A 16,258-nucleotide genomic window follows, 5' to 3' on the forward strand; every position below is an offset into this window, starting at 1 on the left:
AGCGATCCTCGACGCACTCCAAGGCCGGGAAGGTCACGCACTAAGCAAGTGAGCCAACTCGGGCCGACGGTGGTGCGTCGGCGGAGTGGAGGCCGCGATCGGGCAGCCCGACGGGTCGGCGTCACGCGGTCGCGCATGGAGACCGCGGGGCGCGGCACGGCCCCTGAGCGGGCCTGGGCGACGCGGGGAGTGCTGCACCATCTCCCGGGGGCCCGGCACCGCCCGCACGGCGGCAGGAGGAACCACGAGGCGCAGCGGCCGACCTGGGGCAGGGGGAGCGACAGGGCCCAGCGGCCGGCCCGGGGACCGGAGGGCCGGGACAGCGGCCGGCGGCCGGCCCGGAGACGCCACGAGGGGCGCCGGACTCGCGTCCGACGCCCCTCGTGAGCAGTCCCGTCCCGTGCGGGACGGGGGTGGATCAGCCTGCGACGACCTCGATGGTCAGCTGGGCGGTGACCTCCGGGTGCACCCGCACGGTGACGGTGTGCTGGCCCGTGGTCTTGATGCTGCTGGGCAGCTCGATCCGGCGACGGTCGAGCTCCGGGCCGCCGGCAGCCGTGACGGCCGCGGCGACGTCGGCGGTGGTGACCCGGCCGAACAGACGACCGCCGTCGCCGGCGCGGGCCGGCACCTGGACGGTCAGCCCGGACACGCGGCCGGCGAGGGTCTGCGCCTCCTCGTGCGTGGCCACCTCGCGGGCGGCACGCGCCCGGCGCAGCGACTCGACCTGCTTCTGCGCGCCCCGGGTGGCGACGATCGCCAGCCCGCGCGGCAGGAGGTAGTTGCGGCCGTAGCCGCCCTTGACCTCCACGGTGTCGCCGGAGGTCCCGAGACCGGTGACCTCCTGCGTCAGGATCAGCTTCATCGTGCTCATGATCAGCGCGCCGTCGAGGTGTAGGGCAGCAGGGCCATCTCACGGCTGTTCTTCACGGCCGTGGCGACGTCCCGCTGGTGCTGGCTGCAGTTGCCGCTGACGCGGCGGGCACGGATCTTGCCGCGATCGGAGATGAACTTCCGCAGCAGGGTCGTGTCCTTGTAGTCGACGTAGGTCGCCTTGTCCTTGCAGAACTGGCAGACCTTCTTCTTGGGCTTGCGAACAGGGGGCTTGGGCACCGGAGTTCTCCAGTAGTCGCGAGAGGTTCAGGAATCGGAAGGCCCCGTCCGGAGGCTCGTCCCGAGCTTGCGAGGGATGAGAGGGACGGGGTCCTTTCTCAGAAGGGCGGCTCGTCCGACGGGCCGGCGGGAGTCGACCACGGGTCGCTCGCGCCACCGCCACCGCCGCCGCCGAAACCGCCGCCACCGCCGCCACCACCGAAGCCGCCGCCACCCTCACCGCGCGAGGCGCGGGTGACCTTGGCCGTGGCGTAGCGCAGCGAGGGGCCGATCTCGTCGACCTCGAGCTCGACGACGGTGCGCTTCTCGCCCTCCTTCGTCTCGAAGGAGCGCTGCTTCAGGCGACCGCTGACGATCACCCGCGAGCCACGCGTCAGCGACTCGGCCACGTTCTCCGCGGCCTGCCGCCAGACGTTGCAGCGGAGGAACAGCGCCTCGCCGTCCTTCCACTCCTGCGACTGGCGGTCGAAGGTCCGCGGCGTGGAGGCCACGGTGAAGTTCGCGACGGCAGCGCCCGACGGCGTGAAGCGCAGCTCCGGATCGGCGGTCAGGTTGCCGATGACGGTGATGACGGTCTCGCCGGCCATGGTCAGTGGACCTCGGGCCGCATGAGCTTCGTGCGCAGCACCGACTCGTTGAGGTTCAGCTGCCGGTCGAGCTCGGCCACCGCGGCGGGCTCGGCCTGGATGTCGACGACGGCGTAGATGCCCTCGACGTGCTTCTTGATCTCGTAGGCCATGCGGCGACGGCCCCAGATCTCGGTCTTGACGGTGCCACCGGAGTTGGTGACGACGGTCAGGAACCGCTCGAGCGAGGGCGCGATCGTGCGCTCCTCCAGGTCGGGGTCGAGAATGACCATCAGTTCGTAGTGACGCACGGAGAACCCCACCTCCTCTGGTCTTCGCGGCTGCAGGGAATCTGCAGCAGGAGGGTCGTACACGCGTCGCGCGCCCCGGCAGGAGCCGGAACGCGCGGGTCCAGGCTACCAGCGGCCGGGACCGGCGGGCCAGGCGCTGCCCGGACGAGGGAAGGACCCACCCTCCGCAGGCCCGGGACGGGACCCTGGGCCGGGGCCGCGCTCAGCGGGACCCGCGGGCCGCCTGCGCGGTGCGGACCAGGGCTGCGGTGACCGCGGCCAGCGCGACGACGGCGGCCAGCGCCGCGACGGGCAGGGTGACCGGCCGCGCCCCGGTGGCGGAGACGACCTGGCCGGCGTCCTCCCCGCCCGGAGCCGGCGTGCTCAGGCCGGCGAGCTGGCCGAACTCGGGGACGGCGGCGCCGTCGTAGGTCCCCGTCACGCCACCCGAGCCGCCGCCGTCGGCACTGCTGCCCGTCAGGCCGGGGAGCACGAAGCGGGACGGGTCGAACGCCGCCGCCGCGGCCCGCGCCCCGGGGAGGAGCTGCGCGGCCCCACCGGACCCGGTCTCGTAGGTGTACTGGTCACCCGGCACGTCCTGCGGCGCCGGGCCGGCGTCCGTGGCCGGGGGCTGCGCGGTCGTCGGCGGCTGCGGGGCCTCCGGCGCCGGTGCGGGCGGCGGGGTGGCCGAGGGCGGGGCGGCCGGCAGCGTCACCGGTGGCAGCTGGGGCAGGTTGACCCCGGGCACGCTCGGCAGCGGCAGGAGCGTGTTCACCACGAGGGGCTGCGGCCGGGGGAGGGGTGGCAGGAGCGCGGTGGTGGCGTCGATCAGCGGCTGGGTGAGCGCCGCACCGGACGTCATCGAATAGGTGAAGGTCAGCCAGCAGCCGGTGACGCAGCTGCGGTCGAACCGCTCGGTGACGCTCGCGCCGGGGGCCAGCTTCCGCTGCCCCGACGGGACGGTGAGGGTGACCTCGGTGCTGGCCGTGACGCTGACCAGCGAGGGCAGCAGCCCGCCACCCCCGACCTGGAGCGTCCTGTCCTGGAGCTCGTTGACGAAGGTGACCGCGCCGCCCTCGTCGATCGACACGACCAGCTGGGTGAGGTCGCGGATCGGCACGGTCGCCGTCGGGGCGGCGCTCGCGGCAGGGGTCGCCGTCACCGACGCCGCGGTGATGCCGAGCCAGCCCAGGAGGGCGACGGCGACGCCCCGGCGGGCCGAGCGTCGGATGCGACCCGTTGCCATGTTCTGCTACCTCCACGTCGACGTCACAGCTGTACCGGCGAGTAACCCCCGTCACAGCCTCAACGATGATGTGACCTCGGCGATACGGGCACACCTGGAAATCGTCGACGAACCGGAGATCAGCATGGGCAGTCACCCGATCGGCGTACACGTGGGTGCCGGCCTCACCGACGACGGCGAGCTCGACCGCGGCGGCCCGCTGGCCCGGGCGGCCGAGGTGGACGCCGACGCCGTGCAGGTCTTCCTCGCCGACCCCCAGGGCTGGAAGGCCCCCCGACCCCGGCCCGACGCCGCGGAGCTGCGCGGCTCCGACGTCGCCGTCTACGTCCACGCCCCTTACGTCCTGAACGTGGCGACGACGAACAACCGCATCCGCATCCCCAGCCGCAAGCTGCTGGGCGCGCACGCCGGGGCCGCGGCGGACGTGGGGGCCCGGGGCCTGGTGGTGCACGGCGGGCACGTCCTGGCCGGCGACGACCCGGCGGTCGGCGTGGACAACTGGCGCAAGACCTTCGCCCGCCAGGCCGAGCGGGGCGGCTTCCCCGTGCCCGTCCTCGTCGAGAACACGGCGGGCGGCGGCAACGCGATGGCCCGCGACCTCGACGCGCTCGGCCGGCTGTGGGACGCGATCGGCGAGTTCGGCGCCGGCTTCGTGCTGGACACCTGCCACGGCTGGGCCGCCGGCTGGGACCTGGGCACCGTCGTCGACGCCGTCCGGGCCATCACCGGCCGGATCGACCTGGTGCACCTCAACAACAGCCGCGACCCCGCGGGCTCGGGGCGCGACCGGCACGCACCCCTGGCCGGTGGCGAGATGCCCGCCGAGCTGCTGGTGGAGGTGGCGCGGGCCGCCGGCTGCCCCGTCGTCCTGGAGACGCCGGGAGACGCCGCGAGCCACGCGGCGGAGATCGCGCTGCTACGCGACGCGATCGGCTGACCGGCGGAGCGCCCACCGGTCGGGGGCGTGCTCCAGGGGCCCGCCGGCCGGGTCGTCCACGCCCCGCCAGCTGGTGCGCACCACGTCGCGGTCGGGGTCCAGCACGTCCCGCACCACCAGGGCCATCAGGACGAGGACAGCGGCGTCGCGGAGCGTCACGGCCAAGAAGAACCACTCGACGTCGACGCCGCGGTTCTCGGTGCCCAGGTACCAGAGCAGGCGGGGCACCCACAGCAGCGCCTCGGTGGCCTGCCAGGCCAGCAACGAGCGCCACCGCGGCCGGGCGAGCACCGCCAGCGGGAGCAGCCACAGCGAGTACTGCGGGCTCCACACCTTGTTGGTGAGCAGGAAGACGGCGACCAGCAGGAAGGCGACCTGGGCGAGGCGCGGCCGCACGGGTGCGGCCAGCGTCAGCCAGGCCACCGCGGCGAGCCCCGTCAGCAGCACGACGGCGACGGCGGCGTTGAGCACCGTGGGCGTCTGCCCCTCGGCCAGCGGCCCGTCCAGCCACCCGTTCCCGGCCACGTGCTGCGCGAGGTTCCAGAGCGAGTCGGGGTCGGCCGGCCGCGTGCTGTTGAGCGTGAAGAAGCGGGACCAGTTCTCCGGCGCCAGCACCGCGACGGGCACGTCGACCGCGGCCCAGGCGAGCGCCGCCGCCGCCGCGGTCCGGGCCCAGAGGCGGAGCCGCCCGGCCCGCAGGCACAGCAGCAGGAGCGCGGCGAGCAGGAACGCCGGGTAGAGCTTGGCGGCGACGCCGAGACCCAGCAGCACGCCCGCGAGCACCGGGCGGTGGCGCGCCCACGCCCACATGCCCAGGGTGGCCAGGGCGACGGCGAGGAGGTCCCAGTTCGTGAAGGCGTGCACCACCAGCAGCGGGGACAGCCCGATCATCGCCGCGTCCCAGGGGCGGCGTCCGGCCAGGGCCAGGATGGCCCGGACCACGAGCAGCACGCAGACCGTCAGCAGCAGGCAGGTCACCACGTAGTAGCTGAGCACCGGGGCGACCTCGGGGAGCAGGCCCGAGGCCGTCGCCACCCGGTCGTAGCCGGCGGAGACCGTGGCGGCCAGGGCCATGAAGGCCCCGGTGAGCACCGGGTACTCGACGGCGGAGTCCAGGTAGGGGAGGGCGCCGTCGTCCAGGCCGTGCAGGCCGAACAGCGGCACCGTATCCGAGTAGCAGAAGTGCGTGTACTGGACGAAACCCGCCCAGTCGCCGTCGGCGCACGGCGCCTGCTTCACCCACGCCACCGCCAGCGCCAGCGTGGCGAAGAGCAGGCACACCCGCAGCGGCGTCCAGAACAGGGCGCGGCCGGTGACGGCGAAGCGGCCCCACGGTCCGCCGACGGCCTCGCTGGCCTGGCGGACCACCGGATCGGTCCAGGAGGGCACCACGCGGTCCGGGGCGGACGGCGGCTGCGTTCCACGTGGAACGCGCACGGGCCCGTCCGCGGTGGCGGACGGGCCCGTGGGCGAGCTGCTCATGCGAGCAGTGTGCGGGACGTGTCAGTCGAGCGGTGGCGGGACGACGGGGCCGGGCGTGCCCGGCTCCGTGTCTGGCTGCGGCTCGGTGCGGTCGTCGATGCCGTTGTTGTTCTCGTCCGGGAACGGCGGCCGCTGGGTGCGGTCGTCGATGCCGTCGTTGTTCTCGTCCGGGAACGGCGGCCGCTGGGTGCGGTCGTCGATGCCGTCGTTGTTCTCGTCCGGGAACTGCGGCTCGGTGCGGTCGTCCACGCCGTTGCCGTTCCGGTCCGGGAAGCTCGGCCGGGACGGACTCGGGGGCGACGACGGCGCGGCCGGGGTCTCCACCGGCGGGGGTGCCTCCGTCGTCGGCGCGGGCACGCCCTCACCGGTGTCGCCCTTGATGAGCGCCTTGTCGGGCAGGTCCTCCTCCGGGGTGCCGGCGAGCACCGTGTCCATGAAGCGCTGCCAGATGGCACCGGGCAGCCCCGAGCCGTAGATGATCCGCCCGCGGGAGTCGACGATCGGGTCGCTGGGGGAGTCGTTGCCGATCCACACGGCGGTGGCGATGGAGGGCGTGTACCCGACCATCCACGCGTCGGAGTTGTTCTCGCCCTGCCCCTGGGTGCCGGTCTTGCTCGCGACCTCGCGGCCGCCGTCGAGCGCCCGGCGGGAGTAGGAGGCGACGTCCTTGAGCGCGACGGTGACGTCGTTGACGACGTCGGCGGGGAGGACCTGCTCACCCCCTGCGGCGGCGGTCTGGTCCACCAGCACCGCGCCCTCGCCGTCGGTCACCTTCCCGATGAAGTGGGCGTCGCGGAAGACCCCGCCGGCGGCGAGCGTGGCGAAGCCCTGCGCCTGGTCGAACGGGCGCAGCTCGTACTCGCCGATGCCGATCGACGAGCCGGTGAGGCCGTCGGAGTTGGCCAGCACCGTCTTCCCCGCGAAGAAGTCGCTGCCGCCCCACGTGTCCGGCAGGCCCGTGGCCGCGAGGATCGTGTCGCGCACGTTCTCGGGGCCGACCTCGTAGGCCAGGCCGTAGAACGTGGTGTTGAGCGAGCGCGTGATGGCCTCGGTCAGCGTGCAGGCCGGGCAGCTCGCGCCCCCGGAGTTGGTCACCGGCAGGCCGGGCCGGTCGGGGAACTCCTGATCGTCGCTGCCGTCGCGGCGGGCCTGGATGCCGATGCCCTGCTCCAGGGCCGTGGCCAGGACGTAGGGCTTGACCGACGACCCGGGCTGGCGCTTGGCCTGCGCGTAGTCGGTGCCGACCCCGTTCTCGCCGCCGTAGTAGGCGACGACCCCGCCGGTGCGCGGGTCGACGGCGACCAGGGCCTCCCGCAGCTCCTGCGGCTCGGGCGGTGCCGTGACCTCCTGGACGGCGGCGACGGCGGCGTCCTGCGCCGGCTTGCTGATGGTGGTCGTGACCTGCAGGCCACCGGCGTTGATCTGCTGCTCGTCGTACCGGTACCGCTCCTGCAGCTCCTGGCTGACCTGCCGGACGATGTGGCCCTCGGGGCCCTGGGGCATGCCGAGCGTGGAGTCGGTCTTGGGCAGCACCGGCGGGTACGCCGAGGCGGCCCGCTCCTCCGTCGTCAGCCAGCCCTCCTCGACCATCGCGTCGAGCACCAGGCCCCAGCGGTCCTGCGCGCCCTCGGGGTTGGTCTCCGGGTCGTAGTTGGAGGGGCTCCGGATGAGGACGGCGAGGACGGCGGCCTGCTGCGCGGTGAGCTCCGCGGCCGGGATGCCGAAGTAGGTGTTCGCCGCGGCCTCGATGCCGTAGGCACCGCGGCCGTAGTAGATGGTGTTCAGGTAGTTCTCGAGGATCTGCTCCTTCGAGAAGTTGTTGTCCAGCTTGATCGCCAGGAACAGCTCCTGGAACTTGCGGCTGAACGTCTGGTCGTGCGTCAGGAAGGCGTTCTTCACGTACTGCTGCGTGATGGTCGAGCCACCCTGCGTGGAACCACCGGTGAGGTTGTTCCACGCAGCGCGCACGATGCCGGTGAAGGAGATGCCCGGGTCGGAGTAGAAACTGCGGTTCTCCGCGGCGAGCACGGCCCGCTGCGCCGGCTCGCTGATCTCCGCCAGCGGCACGTTGGTGCGGTTCTCGTCACCGAGCCGCGCCATCTCCGTCACGCCGTCGGAGTAGTAGATGACCGTGGTCTGCTTGGTCGAGACCGAGTCCGGGCTCGGCACCTCGGTGCTGGCGTAGACGACGCCGACGAAGACGCACATCAGCGCGAGCAGCCCGCCCATGATCGCGGCGGTGATCTTCAGCCGCCGTGCGCGGCGCTGCTTCCCGCTGCGCCCGGTCTTGCCCTTCGCGGATGCCGGTCGGCCCGACGGGCGGCCGGAGCCGCCGCGGGAGGCCGTGGTCCCGCCGCGCGAGGCCGTGGTGCCGCCGCGGGCGGGCGGCCGCGCGCCGCCCGACGGGCGCCCGCCCGACGGCGGACGCCCGGTGCCGCCTCCGCCACCGGTGCTGCGGGTACGGGCGGCCGGCGGGCGGCGCACCGAGCCGGCACGCGGAGCGACGGGCGAGGTCTCGTCGTGGCTGGGCACGAGCACACCCCTTCCTGGACTGTCATGGTCGACGCCGGGCACCTGCCCGGACGCAGCGGTTCGTCTTCAGCTGTGGCAGCGGAGAGGGCCCGCTCCGTCGCGGGCCCGGTGGCACGGTGGGGGCCGGTGACCGGCCGGTCCGTCACCGCTCGGGAGCGGCCCGGTGCCGGCTGCGGCGGGGCTTGCGCCCCGGCTCGGGCTCGGCACCGAGGACGTACGAGCAGTCCAGGTGGTTCCAGCCGCAGCCGCGGCACACCTCGACCCGGTACACCGAGAACTCGTCCTGGGCGGCGTCCATGCGGGCGAGCTCGGCCTCGGTCTTGGCCTGGCCGGCCACCGGCCCGAGGTGCTCGCCGTACACGTAGTTCACCAGGGTGAGGTGCTCACGTCGGCAGACCGGGCAGGCGGCGTCGGTCGGCTCTCCGTGGTACTTCGCCGCCCGCGAGAGGTACGGGCTGGCGTCGCACACCTCGAACAACCCGGTGCGGCCCGCATGTACTCCCGCGAGGACGGCTCGCCGCTGCAGCGAGTAGTCCACGACGGAACGACGTCCGGGCACGGCGGCCAATGTACGCACCAGGCCCTGGTCCGTGGGGTGACCGAGCACGGTACCCGCCCCGGGAGACCCACCCGCCCCACGCCTCCGGGTGGAGCCTGCAGAACGGTCGATGTATCGTGCCGATACATCGACTGCAGGTGCGACCGAGGAGGGCGACGTGCTCGAGTTCGCCATCCTCGGCCTGCTGCACCAGGCGCCGATGCACGGGTACGAGCTGCGCAAGCAGCTCGCCGCGGTGCTCGGCGGGCTGCGCAGCATCTCCTACGGATCGCTGTACCCCGCGCTGCGGCGGATGCAGGCGGCCGGGTTCATCTCCACCGATGAGCCCGCACCGCGTGCCCTGCTGCCGGCCGATGCACCGCCGCTGACCGGCCGGCGCGGGAAGGTGGTCTACACGATCACCGCGGAGGGCAAGGAGCGCTTCCACGAGCTGGTCAGCCAGACCGGCCCGGAGGCCTACGACGACGGCGGGCTCTTCGGGGTCCGCCTGGCCTTCTTCCGGCACACGGCGCGCGATGTGCGGCTGCGGATCCTCGAGGGTCGCCGGCGCACCGTGGAACGGCAGCGCGAAGGGTTGCGGTCCTCACTGGCGCGGACCCGCGAACGGCTCGATCGCTACACGCTCGAACTGCAGCGTCACGGCCTGGAGTCGGTGGACCGGGAGGTCCGCTGGCTCTCCGAGCTCATCGACAGCGAACGGGCGGAGTCCGGCGACCGGCCGGCACCCCGCGCGGGCGAGGACGACGGGCCGGCCGCCGCGCGGCACGTACCGACCTAGCAACGGTACGCACCACCAGCACCGATCGGCGGGGCAGCCCGCCCGAGACAGCAACGGACCACCACCGGTCCGGGCCCAGCGGACCACCACGGTCCAGGAGTAAGGAGAGTCATGGGGTCAGTCAAGGTCGCCATCGTCGGCGTCGGTAACTGCGCCGCGTCGCTCGTGCAGGGCGTGCACTACTACCGCGACGCCGACGAGACCACGTCCGTCCCGGGCCTGATGCACGTCCGCTTCGGCGAGTACCACGTGTCCGACATCGAGTTCGTCGCCGCGTTCGACGTGGACGCCAAGAAGGTCGGCCGCGACCTCTCCGAGGCCATCGTCGCCAGCGAGAACAACACGATCTCCATCTGCGACGTCCCGCCGCTGGGCGTGACCGTGCAGCGCGGGACCACCCTCGACGGCCTGGGCAAGTACTACCGCGAGATGGTCGAGGAGTCCGATGAGCAGCCGGTCGACGTCGTCGCCGCTCTGCGCCAGTCGGGTGCCGACGTCCTCGTCTGCTACCTGCCGGTCGGCTCGCAGCAGGCCGCCGAGTTCTACGCGCAGGCCGCCCTCGACGCCGGTGTCGCCTTCGTCAACGCGCTCCCGGTCTTCATCGCCGGCACCAAGGAATGGGCGGACAAGTTCACCGCCGCAGGCGTGCCGATCATCGGTGACGACATCAAGAGCCAGGTCGGCGCCACGATCACCCACCGGGTGCTCGCCAAGCTGTTCGAGGACCGCGGCGTCCAGCTCGACCGCACGATGCAGCTGAACGTCGGCGGGAACATGGACTTCAAGAACATGCTCGAGCGCGAGCGCCTGGAGTCCAAGAAGATCTCGAAGACCCAGGCCGTCACCAGCCAGGTCGAGCGCGACATGGGCGCGGGCAACGTGCACATCGGCCCCTCTGACCACGTGCCGTGGCTGAGCGACCGCAAGTGGGCCTACGTCCGGCTGGAGGGCCGCGCGTTCGGCGACGTCCCGCTGAACCTGGAGTACAAGCTCGAGGTCTGGGACTCCCCGAACTCGGCCGGCATCATCATCGACGCCGTCCGCGCCGCGAAGATCGCCAAGGATCGCGGCATCGGCGGTCCGATCCTGTCGGCGTCCTCGTACTTCATGAAGAGCCCGCCGGTGCAGTACAGCGACAGCGAGGCGCGCGACGCCGTCGAGGCCTTCATCCGCGGCGACCTCGAGCGCTGAGGCCTCACCGGGCATAGGAGGCTTTACCTACGTACTGGCCCCCGGAGACGTAGGTAAAGCCTCCTATGCCCCCGCCGCGTCGTCGCCGGTCCGGGGCGACCGGCTGCATACGCTGCACGCCATGCGTGCCCGCCGCCAACTCGTACTCCGGGTGGGCGCGGCCGGGCTGGGCCTGCTGCTGCTGGCCGGGTGCACCGACGATCAGCGGCAGCCCGGTGAACCGGTCACGGAGGACGACGCCGCCGTCCTCGCCGAGCTGCTGCACCTCAACCACGAGGAGGGCGGCGCGGACTTCGTCGTCACCGTCCCCTTCGCCGACGACGCGGTGCTCACGCTCACCGGTCAGATCGACTTCCGCCGCCAGGTGGGCCAGGCCCAGGCGGTCACCGTGGTCGGCGGCGAGGACCGGGACACCCGCACCCTCTTCTTCGACCGCGACGACCTCTGGGCCGGTGACGTGCCGGGGTTGGCCGAGGCGCTCGCCGCCGACGGGGCGCCGGAGGCGGCGTACCTGCGCCGGACGCTGTCGGCCGGGGAGGGGGAGCCGCCGCTGCTCGACGTGGTGGTGCAGGTGCTGCAGAACCTCGCCGCGGAGCGACCCGACCGGCCCGCGGCGTTCCTGGACGGCCCGTACCGCTGGCAGGGGGAGCAGGCCGTCGACGGCCGCCCGGCCACGGTCTACCGGCTCCGCGACGAGCGCACGGTCGCGGTCGACGACTCCGACCGCACGCTGGTGCAGTACCGGACCCCGCTGGGCGGCGTGGAGGTGACGGTGACGCTGGCCGAGCACGGGACCCGCCGGCTCGCGCTGCCGACGGCGGAGGAGACGGCCGAAGCCGCGGACCACCCGGAGATCGCGGAGGCGTTCGGCATCTAGGGCGGGGGACGTCACCGCCGGCGGAGAAGCGGGAAGGGGCGGCCTCTTCCCCAGACCGCCCCTTCCCGCGTCAATTCCTACCAGACGACGCCGGATCGCGCTGCCCGACACGTGCCGCGAGGGACGTCAGTTGGCGGTGGGGTCCGCTGTCGCGCTCGAGAGGACCGCCAGGCGACCGCGCTGCCGGCCCATCACCCGGCGCCAGAGCTCGGGACCGGAGAGGGCGCTGAGCACGTCGCCGGGGCGGCTCGGCACGCAGGCCCACGCGCCCTCGGCGAGCTCCCCGGCCAGCTGCCCGGGTGACCAGCCCGCGTAGCCGGCGAAGACCCGCAGACCCGACAGCCGACCGGCGAGCGCATCCGGGTCCCCGTCGAGGTCGACCAGGTGCACGTCGCCGGCCACGGGGCGCAGACCGGGGACCGCCGCCTCGGCCGACGCCGTCGCCAGGCAGAGCGCCGTGTCGGTCTCGCACGGCCCGCCGACGTGGAAGACCCCCGGCTCCACCGCCAGGTCGCACCACCCGGGCAGCACGTCGCGGATCTCGACCTGGCTGGGCTGCCCCAGCACCACTCCCAGCGTGCCGGTGTCGGAGTGGTCGAGGACGTAGACCACCGCGCCGGCGAACGTGGGCTCGGTCAGCGCCGGCATCGCGACGAGGAGGGCACCGGCCCGCACGTCGTCGAGGGAGCCGACCGACAGCGGGGGGACCGCACCGGCGCGACGGCGGCCGGTCGCGGGCCGCGCGGGGGGACCGGACTCGGGCTCGGGCGGGGGAGGCACCGACGACATCCTCCCCAGTGTGCCCCACCTCGGCGCCCGGGGCAGGGCCCCCGGTGCGCGCGGGTAAGGGACGGCGGCTGCTGCTCGTAGGGTGACGCGCGTGGCCGGGGCGGGGACGACGGTGCGCGGCCTCCTGCGGCGCCGGGACTTCTGCCGGCTGCTCGGCACCCGGCTGCTGTCGCAGTTCGGCGACGGCGTCTTCCAGGCCGCGCTGGCCGGCACGGTGCTGTTCAACCCGCAGCGCGCCGCCGACCCGGTCGACGTCGCCGCGGGCTTCGCCGTCCTCCTGCTGCCCTACTCCGTCGTCGGGCCCTTCGCGGGCGTCTGGCTGGACCGCTGGAGCCGGCGCCAGGTGCTGCTGCGGGCCAACGTGCTGCGCGCCGGGCTCGTGGCCGTGGTGGCCGCCCTGGTGGTCGCGGGCGTGCAGGGGCCGGGCTTCTACCTCGCCGGGCTCGCCGTCTTCTCGGTCAACCGGTTCGTCCTGGCCGCGCTGTCCGCCGGGCTGCCGCACACCACCGAGGAGTCCTCGCTGGTGACGGCGAACGCCCTGTCGACGACGGCGGGCGCCGTCGCCGCGGTGGTGGGGGGCGGTGCCGCGCTGGCGCTGCTGCAGCTCACCGGGTCCGACGACGCCGGGTACGGCGCGGTGGCCCTGTCCTCCGCCCTGCCCTACCTCGCGGCCGCGGCGGTCGTCGCCGGGTTTCCGCGCGCATACCTGGGGCCCGACCACGTCGCCCGCACCGCGCGGTTGCCGGCACGGGAGGTGCTGGCCGGGATGGCCGCCGGGGCCCGCCACGCCTGGGCGCACCCGCCGGTCGCCGCCGCGCTCACCGCCATCGGGCTGCACCGCATCTGGTTCGGCCTGCTCACGCTGATGACGCTGCTGCTCTACCGGAACACGTTCGTCGACGGGACGGGTGCGTTCCCCGGCGGGCTGGTGGGGCTCGGGCAGGTCATCGCGGCGATCGCCGCGGGCACGCTCACCGCCGCCGCCGTGACGCCGCCGGTCGTGCGCCGCATCGGCACGGTCCGCTGGATCGGCCTCCTGCTGACCGCCGGCGGGCTGCTCCAGGCCGCGCTCGGCCTGCTGCTGCAGCCCCCGGCCGCCGTGCTGGCCGGCTTCGTCCTCGGCCTGCTGGGCCAGGGCGTCAAGATCTGCGTCGACGCCACCCTGCAGGAGTCGATCGACGACGACCACCGGGGCCGGGTCTTCTCCGTGTACGACACCCTCGTCAACGTCGGCTTCGTCGCCGCGCTGGTCGTCGGGGCGTTCGCGCTCCCGGAGTCGGGGATCTCGCGGCCGGCGCTCGCCGTCGTGGGAGCGGGGTACGTCGCCACCGCACTGCTGCACGCGCGCATGGTGCGTCGCTGAGCCGACCGGGGGCTCAGAGCTCGGGCACGCAGGGCCCCTGCCCGAGCGCGGTGAGGCCCGTCCGGTCGCCGTCGGCGAAGTCGGGAACGGTGCGCCGGGCCTCCGGGTACATGAGCTCCCGGTCGTCGTCCACGTGCGAGAGCCCGACCAGGTGCCCGAGCTCGTGCAGGACCACCGACCGGAGCGCGGTCGCGCCTCCGGGCTCGGCCAGGAGGTCCGGCGCCTGCCCGGCGTCCAGGGTGACCGTGCCGGTCACGTAGACGCGCGGCCCGTCGCCGAGGGAGACCGCGGTGCTCCCCGCCGCCCCGACGACGTCGCCGGCGAGCGTGGGATCCTCGGCCTCGGTCTGCCAGCCGATGAGCACGGGTGCCCAGCGGTCCCCGTAGCGGTCGGGCTGGAACGGGGCGCGCTCCCCGCCCATGGGCTCGTCGGTAGGGCCGTCGTAGACGAACCGGAGGCCGGTTTCCGCACCGATCCGCGCCACGGCCTCGTGCACCAGCGCCTCGGTGCCCGGGGGCGCGGCGTCGGGGCGGAGCACGTAGCGGATCTCGCGGCAGGGGTCGTAGGCGACCGGGGTCACGCCGTCCTCCTGCAGCGCCGCGTAGGCGTACGACCCGGCGACCGCCGGGGGCAGCGGGGGACGGCCCAGGGGCGTCGCCGCGCCCGAGGGGGTCGGCCGGTCCGTCGGCCGGGCGGGGACGGCGGGGGCGAACGGGGCGGCCGCGCCCGGCGCGGCCGGCGCCTCCACCCACGGCCACACCGGGGGGTCGACGAGCACGGCCCCGGCCACCACGGCCGCGACGACGAGCGGGACCCCCCACCGGCCGCGGCGCCGGCGCCGGGAGGCGGGCGGGGGTGCGGACGACGCGAGGCCGGGGGTGCCGGCGAGCTCGTCGAGCAGCCACTGCGGGGTCCGGCCGGAGGCGGACGCCGGCAGCCGGACGGTGTCGTCGGGGCGCTCCGGGTGCACACCTGTCATGTCGGCACCGTCCTCCCCCTCCTGGAGCCGGCCCGCTCCGTCCGGGTGGTCAGCCCTGCCGGGCGGCCCACCACGCCCGCAGCGCGGCCTCGGCCTCGTCGCGCTCCAGCGGCCCACGCTCGAGCCGCAGGTCCTTGAGGAACCGCCAGGCGGCACCGACCTCGGGGCCGGGACCCAGACCCAGGAGCTCCATGATGGCGTTGCCGTCGAGGTCGGGGCGGACCCGCGCCAGGTCCTCCTGCGCGGCCAGCTCGGCGATCCGCTGCTCGAGCGAGTCGTAGGTCGCCGACAGCGCCGCGGCCCGCCGCTTGTTGCGGGTGGTCGAGTCCGACCGTACGAGCTTGTGCAGCCGGGGGAGCAGGTCGCCGGCGTCGGTGACGTACCGGCGGACGGCGGAGTCGGTCCACTGCCCGTCGCCGTAGCCGTGGAAGCGCAGGTGCAGGAAGGTCAGCCGGGCGACGGCCTCGATCACGTCCTTCGGGTAGCGGAGCGCGGTCAGGCGCTTGCGCACCAGCTTGGCGCCGACGACCTCGTGGTGGTGGAACGACACCCGGCCGCGCGGCTCGTGGCGGCGGGTCGCGGGCTTGCCGATGTCGTGCAGCAGCGCGGCCAGCCGCAGCACGAGGTCCGGCGATCCCGCCTCCGGGTCCGCCTGCTCCAGGGCGATGGCCTGGTCGAGGACCGTCAGCGAGTGGGCGTAGACGTCCTTGTGCTGGTGGTGCTCGTCGATCTCCATCCGGAGCGCCGACAGCTCCGGGAGCACCACGTCGGCCAGGCCGGTCGAGGTGAACAGCTCCAGCGCCGCGCGCGGGGCGTCCTGCAGCAGCGTCTTGGACAGCTCCGCCTGGACGCGCTCGGGGGTGATCCGGGCCAGCTCGCCGGCGAGGGAGGACATCGCGGCGAGGACCTCCTCGTCCGGCGCCAGGCCGATCTGGGCGACGAACCGGACGGCGCGGAGCATGCGCAGCGGGTCGTCGGCGAAGGACTCGACGGCGGGGCCGGGGGTGCGCAACCGCTTCGCCAGCAGGTCGCCCAGCCCGCCGAAGGGATCGGTCACCGCGCGGTCCGGCCCGAGGGACACGGCCATCGCGTTCACGGTGAAGTCCCGCCGGGCCAGGTCATCGGTGAGCGAGTTCCCCCACGCGACCTCGGGGTTGCGGGAGGTGCGGTCGTACCGGTCGGCCCGGAAGGTGGTGATCTCGACGCGCATCCCGCCGAGGTCGGCGCCCACGGTGCCGAAGGCGATGCCGGTGTTCCACGTGGAACGGGCCCGGCCGCGCAGCACCTCCAGCACCTGCTCCGGACGGGCGTCCGTGGTGACGTCGAGGTCTCCGGGAACGCCCGGACCCCCGGCGGCCGCGGCGAGCAGGGCGTCGCGCACCGAGCCCCCGACCAGGTGGGCCTCGAAGCCGGCGGCGGCGAACCGCTGCCCGAGCTCGATGAGCACGGGGGAGACGTCCACCAGCTTGCGGACGGTCTCCTGGACGGCCGGGGGCACCGGCTCCGGCTCGGGTCGGCTCGGCGGGGTGGCGGACACGACGAGCCAGCGTAGTGCG

At 74.2% G+C, this 16,258-nt stretch carries 16 protein-coding genes; 5 read left to right on the plus strand and 11 right to left on the minus strand.

Going from position 1 to position 16,258, the window contains the following annotated elements; translation table 11 throughout:
- Positions 1 to 418: 418 nt before the first annotated feature.
- From rplI to QOZ88_RS21165, 5 genes are all read right to left on the minus strand, one after another.
- On the minus strand, positions 419 to 865 hold the full coding sequence (rplI, locus tag QOZ88_RS21145; protein ID WP_306001671.1) for a 50S ribosomal protein L9: 447 nt from the start codon (positions 863 to 865) through the stop codon (positions 419 to 421).
- Between the two features lie 11 nt (positions 866 to 876).
- A complete protein-coding gene (gene rpsR, locus QOZ88_RS21150; RefSeq protein WP_014378671.1) occupies positions 877 to 1,113 on the minus strand; it encodes a 30S ribosomal protein S18 in 237 nt (78 codons plus the stop codon).
- A gap of 98 nt (positions 1,114 to 1,211) precedes the next feature.
- The gene (locus QOZ88_RS21155; RefSeq protein WP_306001672.1) at positions 1,212 to 1,700 is read right to left on the minus strand and encodes a single-stranded DNA-binding protein; all 489 of its coding nucleotides are present in this window, start codon (positions 1,698 to 1,700) and stop codon (positions 1,212 to 1,214) included.
- Positions 1,701 to 1,702: 2 nt separating this feature from the next.
- A complete protein-coding gene (gene rpsF, locus QOZ88_RS21160; protein WP_091930951.1) occupies positions 1,703 to 1,990 on the minus strand; it encodes a 30S ribosomal protein S6 in 288 nt (95 codons plus the stop codon).
- A gap of 202 nt (positions 1,991 to 2,192) precedes the next feature.
- The gene (locus QOZ88_RS21165) at positions 2,193 to 3,215 is read right to left on the minus strand and encodes a hypothetical protein (protein WP_306001673.1); all 1,023 of its coding nucleotides are present in this window, start codon (positions 3,213 to 3,215) and stop codon (positions 2,193 to 2,195) included.
- Between the two features lie 124 nt (positions 3,216 to 3,339).
- Here QOZ88_RS21165 and QOZ88_RS21170 point away from each other — a divergent pair, with 124 nt between their 5' ends.
- Positions 3,340 to 4,152: a deoxyribonuclease IV gene (locus QOZ88_RS21170; protein ID WP_306001674.1), complete on the plus strand. Its 813-nt coding sequence runs from the start codon at positions 3,340 to 3,342 to the stop codon at positions 4,150 to 4,152.
- On the opposite strand, the gene QOZ88_RS21175 is transcribed toward QOZ88_RS21170, so the two are convergent.
- The 3 genes from QOZ88_RS21175 to QOZ88_RS21185 form a co-directional block, all read right to left on the minus strand.
- Positions 4,132 to 5,634, minus strand: coding sequence for a glycosyltransferase family 87 protein (locus QOZ88_RS21175; protein WP_306001675.1), 1,503 nt, complete (start codon positions 5,632 to 5,634; stop codon positions 4,132 to 4,134). The two genes, QOZ88_RS21170 and QOZ88_RS21175, sit on opposite strands and share 21 nt — an antisense overlap.
- Before the next feature lie 21 nt (positions 5,635 to 5,655).
- The gene (locus QOZ88_RS21180; protein ID WP_306001676.1) at positions 5,656 to 8,166 is read right to left on the minus strand and encodes a transglycosylase domain-containing protein; all 2,511 of its coding nucleotides are present in this window, start codon (positions 8,164 to 8,166) and stop codon (positions 5,656 to 5,658) included.
- 142 nt (positions 8,167 to 8,308) lie between these two features.
- A complete protein-coding gene (locus QOZ88_RS21185; protein WP_306001677.1) occupies positions 8,309 to 8,725 on the minus strand; it encodes a DUF5318 family protein in 417 nt (138 codons plus the stop codon).
- Between the two features lie 157 nt (positions 8,726 to 8,882).
- On the opposite strand from QOZ88_RS21185, the gene QOZ88_RS21190 reads away from it, so the two are divergent.
- The 3 genes from QOZ88_RS21190 to QOZ88_RS21200 all read left to right on the plus strand — a co-directional run bounded on the left by QOZ88_RS21190 (position 8,883) and on the right by QOZ88_RS21200 (position 11,571).
- On the plus strand, positions 8,883 to 9,503 hold the full coding sequence (locus tag QOZ88_RS21190) for a PadR family transcriptional regulator (protein WP_306001678.1): 621 nt from the start codon (positions 8,883 to 8,885) through the stop codon (positions 9,501 to 9,503).
- 111 nt (positions 9,504 to 9,614) lie between these two features.
- Complete coding sequence (locus QOZ88_RS21195; protein ID WP_306001679.1) at positions 9,615 to 10,694, plus strand: inositol-3-phosphate synthase; 1,080 nt, start codon at positions 9,615 to 9,617, stop codon at positions 10,692 to 10,694.
- A gap of 121 nt (positions 10,695 to 10,815) precedes the next feature.
- Positions 10,816 to 11,571 carry a hypothetical protein gene (locus tag QOZ88_RS21200; RefSeq protein WP_306001680.1) on the plus strand — a complete coding sequence of 252 codons (756 nt, stop codon included), beginning with the start codon at positions 10,816 to 10,818 and terminating at the stop codon, positions 11,569 to 11,571.
- A 126-nt stretch (positions 11,572 to 11,697) separates the two neighbouring features.
- Here the strand turns inward: QOZ88_RS21200 and QOZ88_RS21205 are convergent, their stop codons facing one another.
- Positions 11,698 to 12,351, minus strand: coding sequence for a YqgE/AlgH family protein (locus QOZ88_RS21205; protein WP_306001681.1), 654 nt, complete (start codon positions 12,349 to 12,351; stop codon positions 11,698 to 11,700).
- Positions 12,352 to 12,451: 100 nt separating this feature from the next.
- Here QOZ88_RS21205 and QOZ88_RS21210 point away from each other — a divergent pair, with 100 nt between their 5' ends.
- Positions 12,452 to 13,723, plus strand: a complete 1,272-nt coding sequence (locus QOZ88_RS21210; RefSeq protein WP_306001682.1) for an MFS transporter — start codon at positions 12,452 to 12,454, stop codon at positions 13,721 to 13,723.
- 13 nt (positions 13,724 to 13,736) lie between these two features.
- Here QOZ88_RS21210 and QOZ88_RS21215 read toward each other — a convergent pair whose 3' ends face one another.
- Positions 13,737 to 14,702, minus strand: coding sequence for a matrixin family metalloprotease (locus tag QOZ88_RS21215; protein ID WP_306001683.1), 966 nt, complete (start codon positions 14,700 to 14,702; stop codon positions 13,737 to 13,739).
- Between the two features lie 49 nt (positions 14,703 to 14,751).
- Positions 14,752 to 16,239 (minus strand): CCA tRNA nucleotidyltransferase, encoded by a 1,488-nt coding sequence (locus tag QOZ88_RS21220; protein ID WP_306001684.1) that lies wholly within the window; start codon positions 16,237 to 16,239, stop codon positions 14,752 to 14,754.
- Between the last annotated feature and the right edge of the window lie 19 nt (positions 16,240 to 16,258).

Origin of the sequence: Blastococcus carthaginiensis (assembly GCF_030731085.1) — a bacterium.
Taxonomy (GTDB): domain Bacteria; phylum Actinomycetota; class Actinomycetes; order Mycobacteriales; family Geodermatophilaceae; genus Blastococcus; species Blastococcus carthaginiensis.

Excerpts from the sequence above, each read along its gene's own strand:
- rplI (WP_306001671.1), bottom strand. The coding sequence starts at position 865 with ATGAAGCTGATCCTGACGCAGGAGGTCACCGGTCTCGGGACCTCCGGC.
- QOZ88_RS21215 (WP_306001683.1), bottom strand. The coding sequence starts at position 14,702 with ATGACAGGTGTGCACCCGGAGCGCCCCGACGACACCGTCCGGCTGCCG.
- QOZ88_RS21155 (WP_306001672.1), bottom strand. The coding sequence starts at position 1,700 with ATGGCCGGCGAGACCGTCATCACCGTCATCGGCAACCTGACCGCCGAT.
- QOZ88_RS21170 (WP_306001674.1), top strand. The coding sequence starts at position 3,340 with ATGGGCAGTCACCCGATCGGCGTACACGTGGGTGCCGGCCTCACCGAC.
- QOZ88_RS21165 (WP_306001673.1), bottom strand. The coding sequence starts at position 3,215 with ATGGCAACGGGTCGCATCCGACGCTCGGCCCGCCGGGGCGTCGCCGTC.
- QOZ88_RS21200 (WP_306001680.1), top strand. The coding sequence starts at position 10,816 with ATGCGTGCCCGCCGCCAACTCGTACTCCGGGTGGGCGCGGCCGGGCTG.
- QOZ88_RS21195 (WP_306001679.1), top strand. The coding sequence starts at position 9,615 with ATGGGGTCAGTCAAGGTCGCCATCGTCGGCGTCGGTAACTGCGCCGCG.
- QOZ88_RS21175 (WP_306001675.1), bottom strand. The coding sequence starts at position 5,634 with ATGAGCAGCTCGCCCACGGGCCCGTCCGCCACCGCGGACGGGCCCGTG.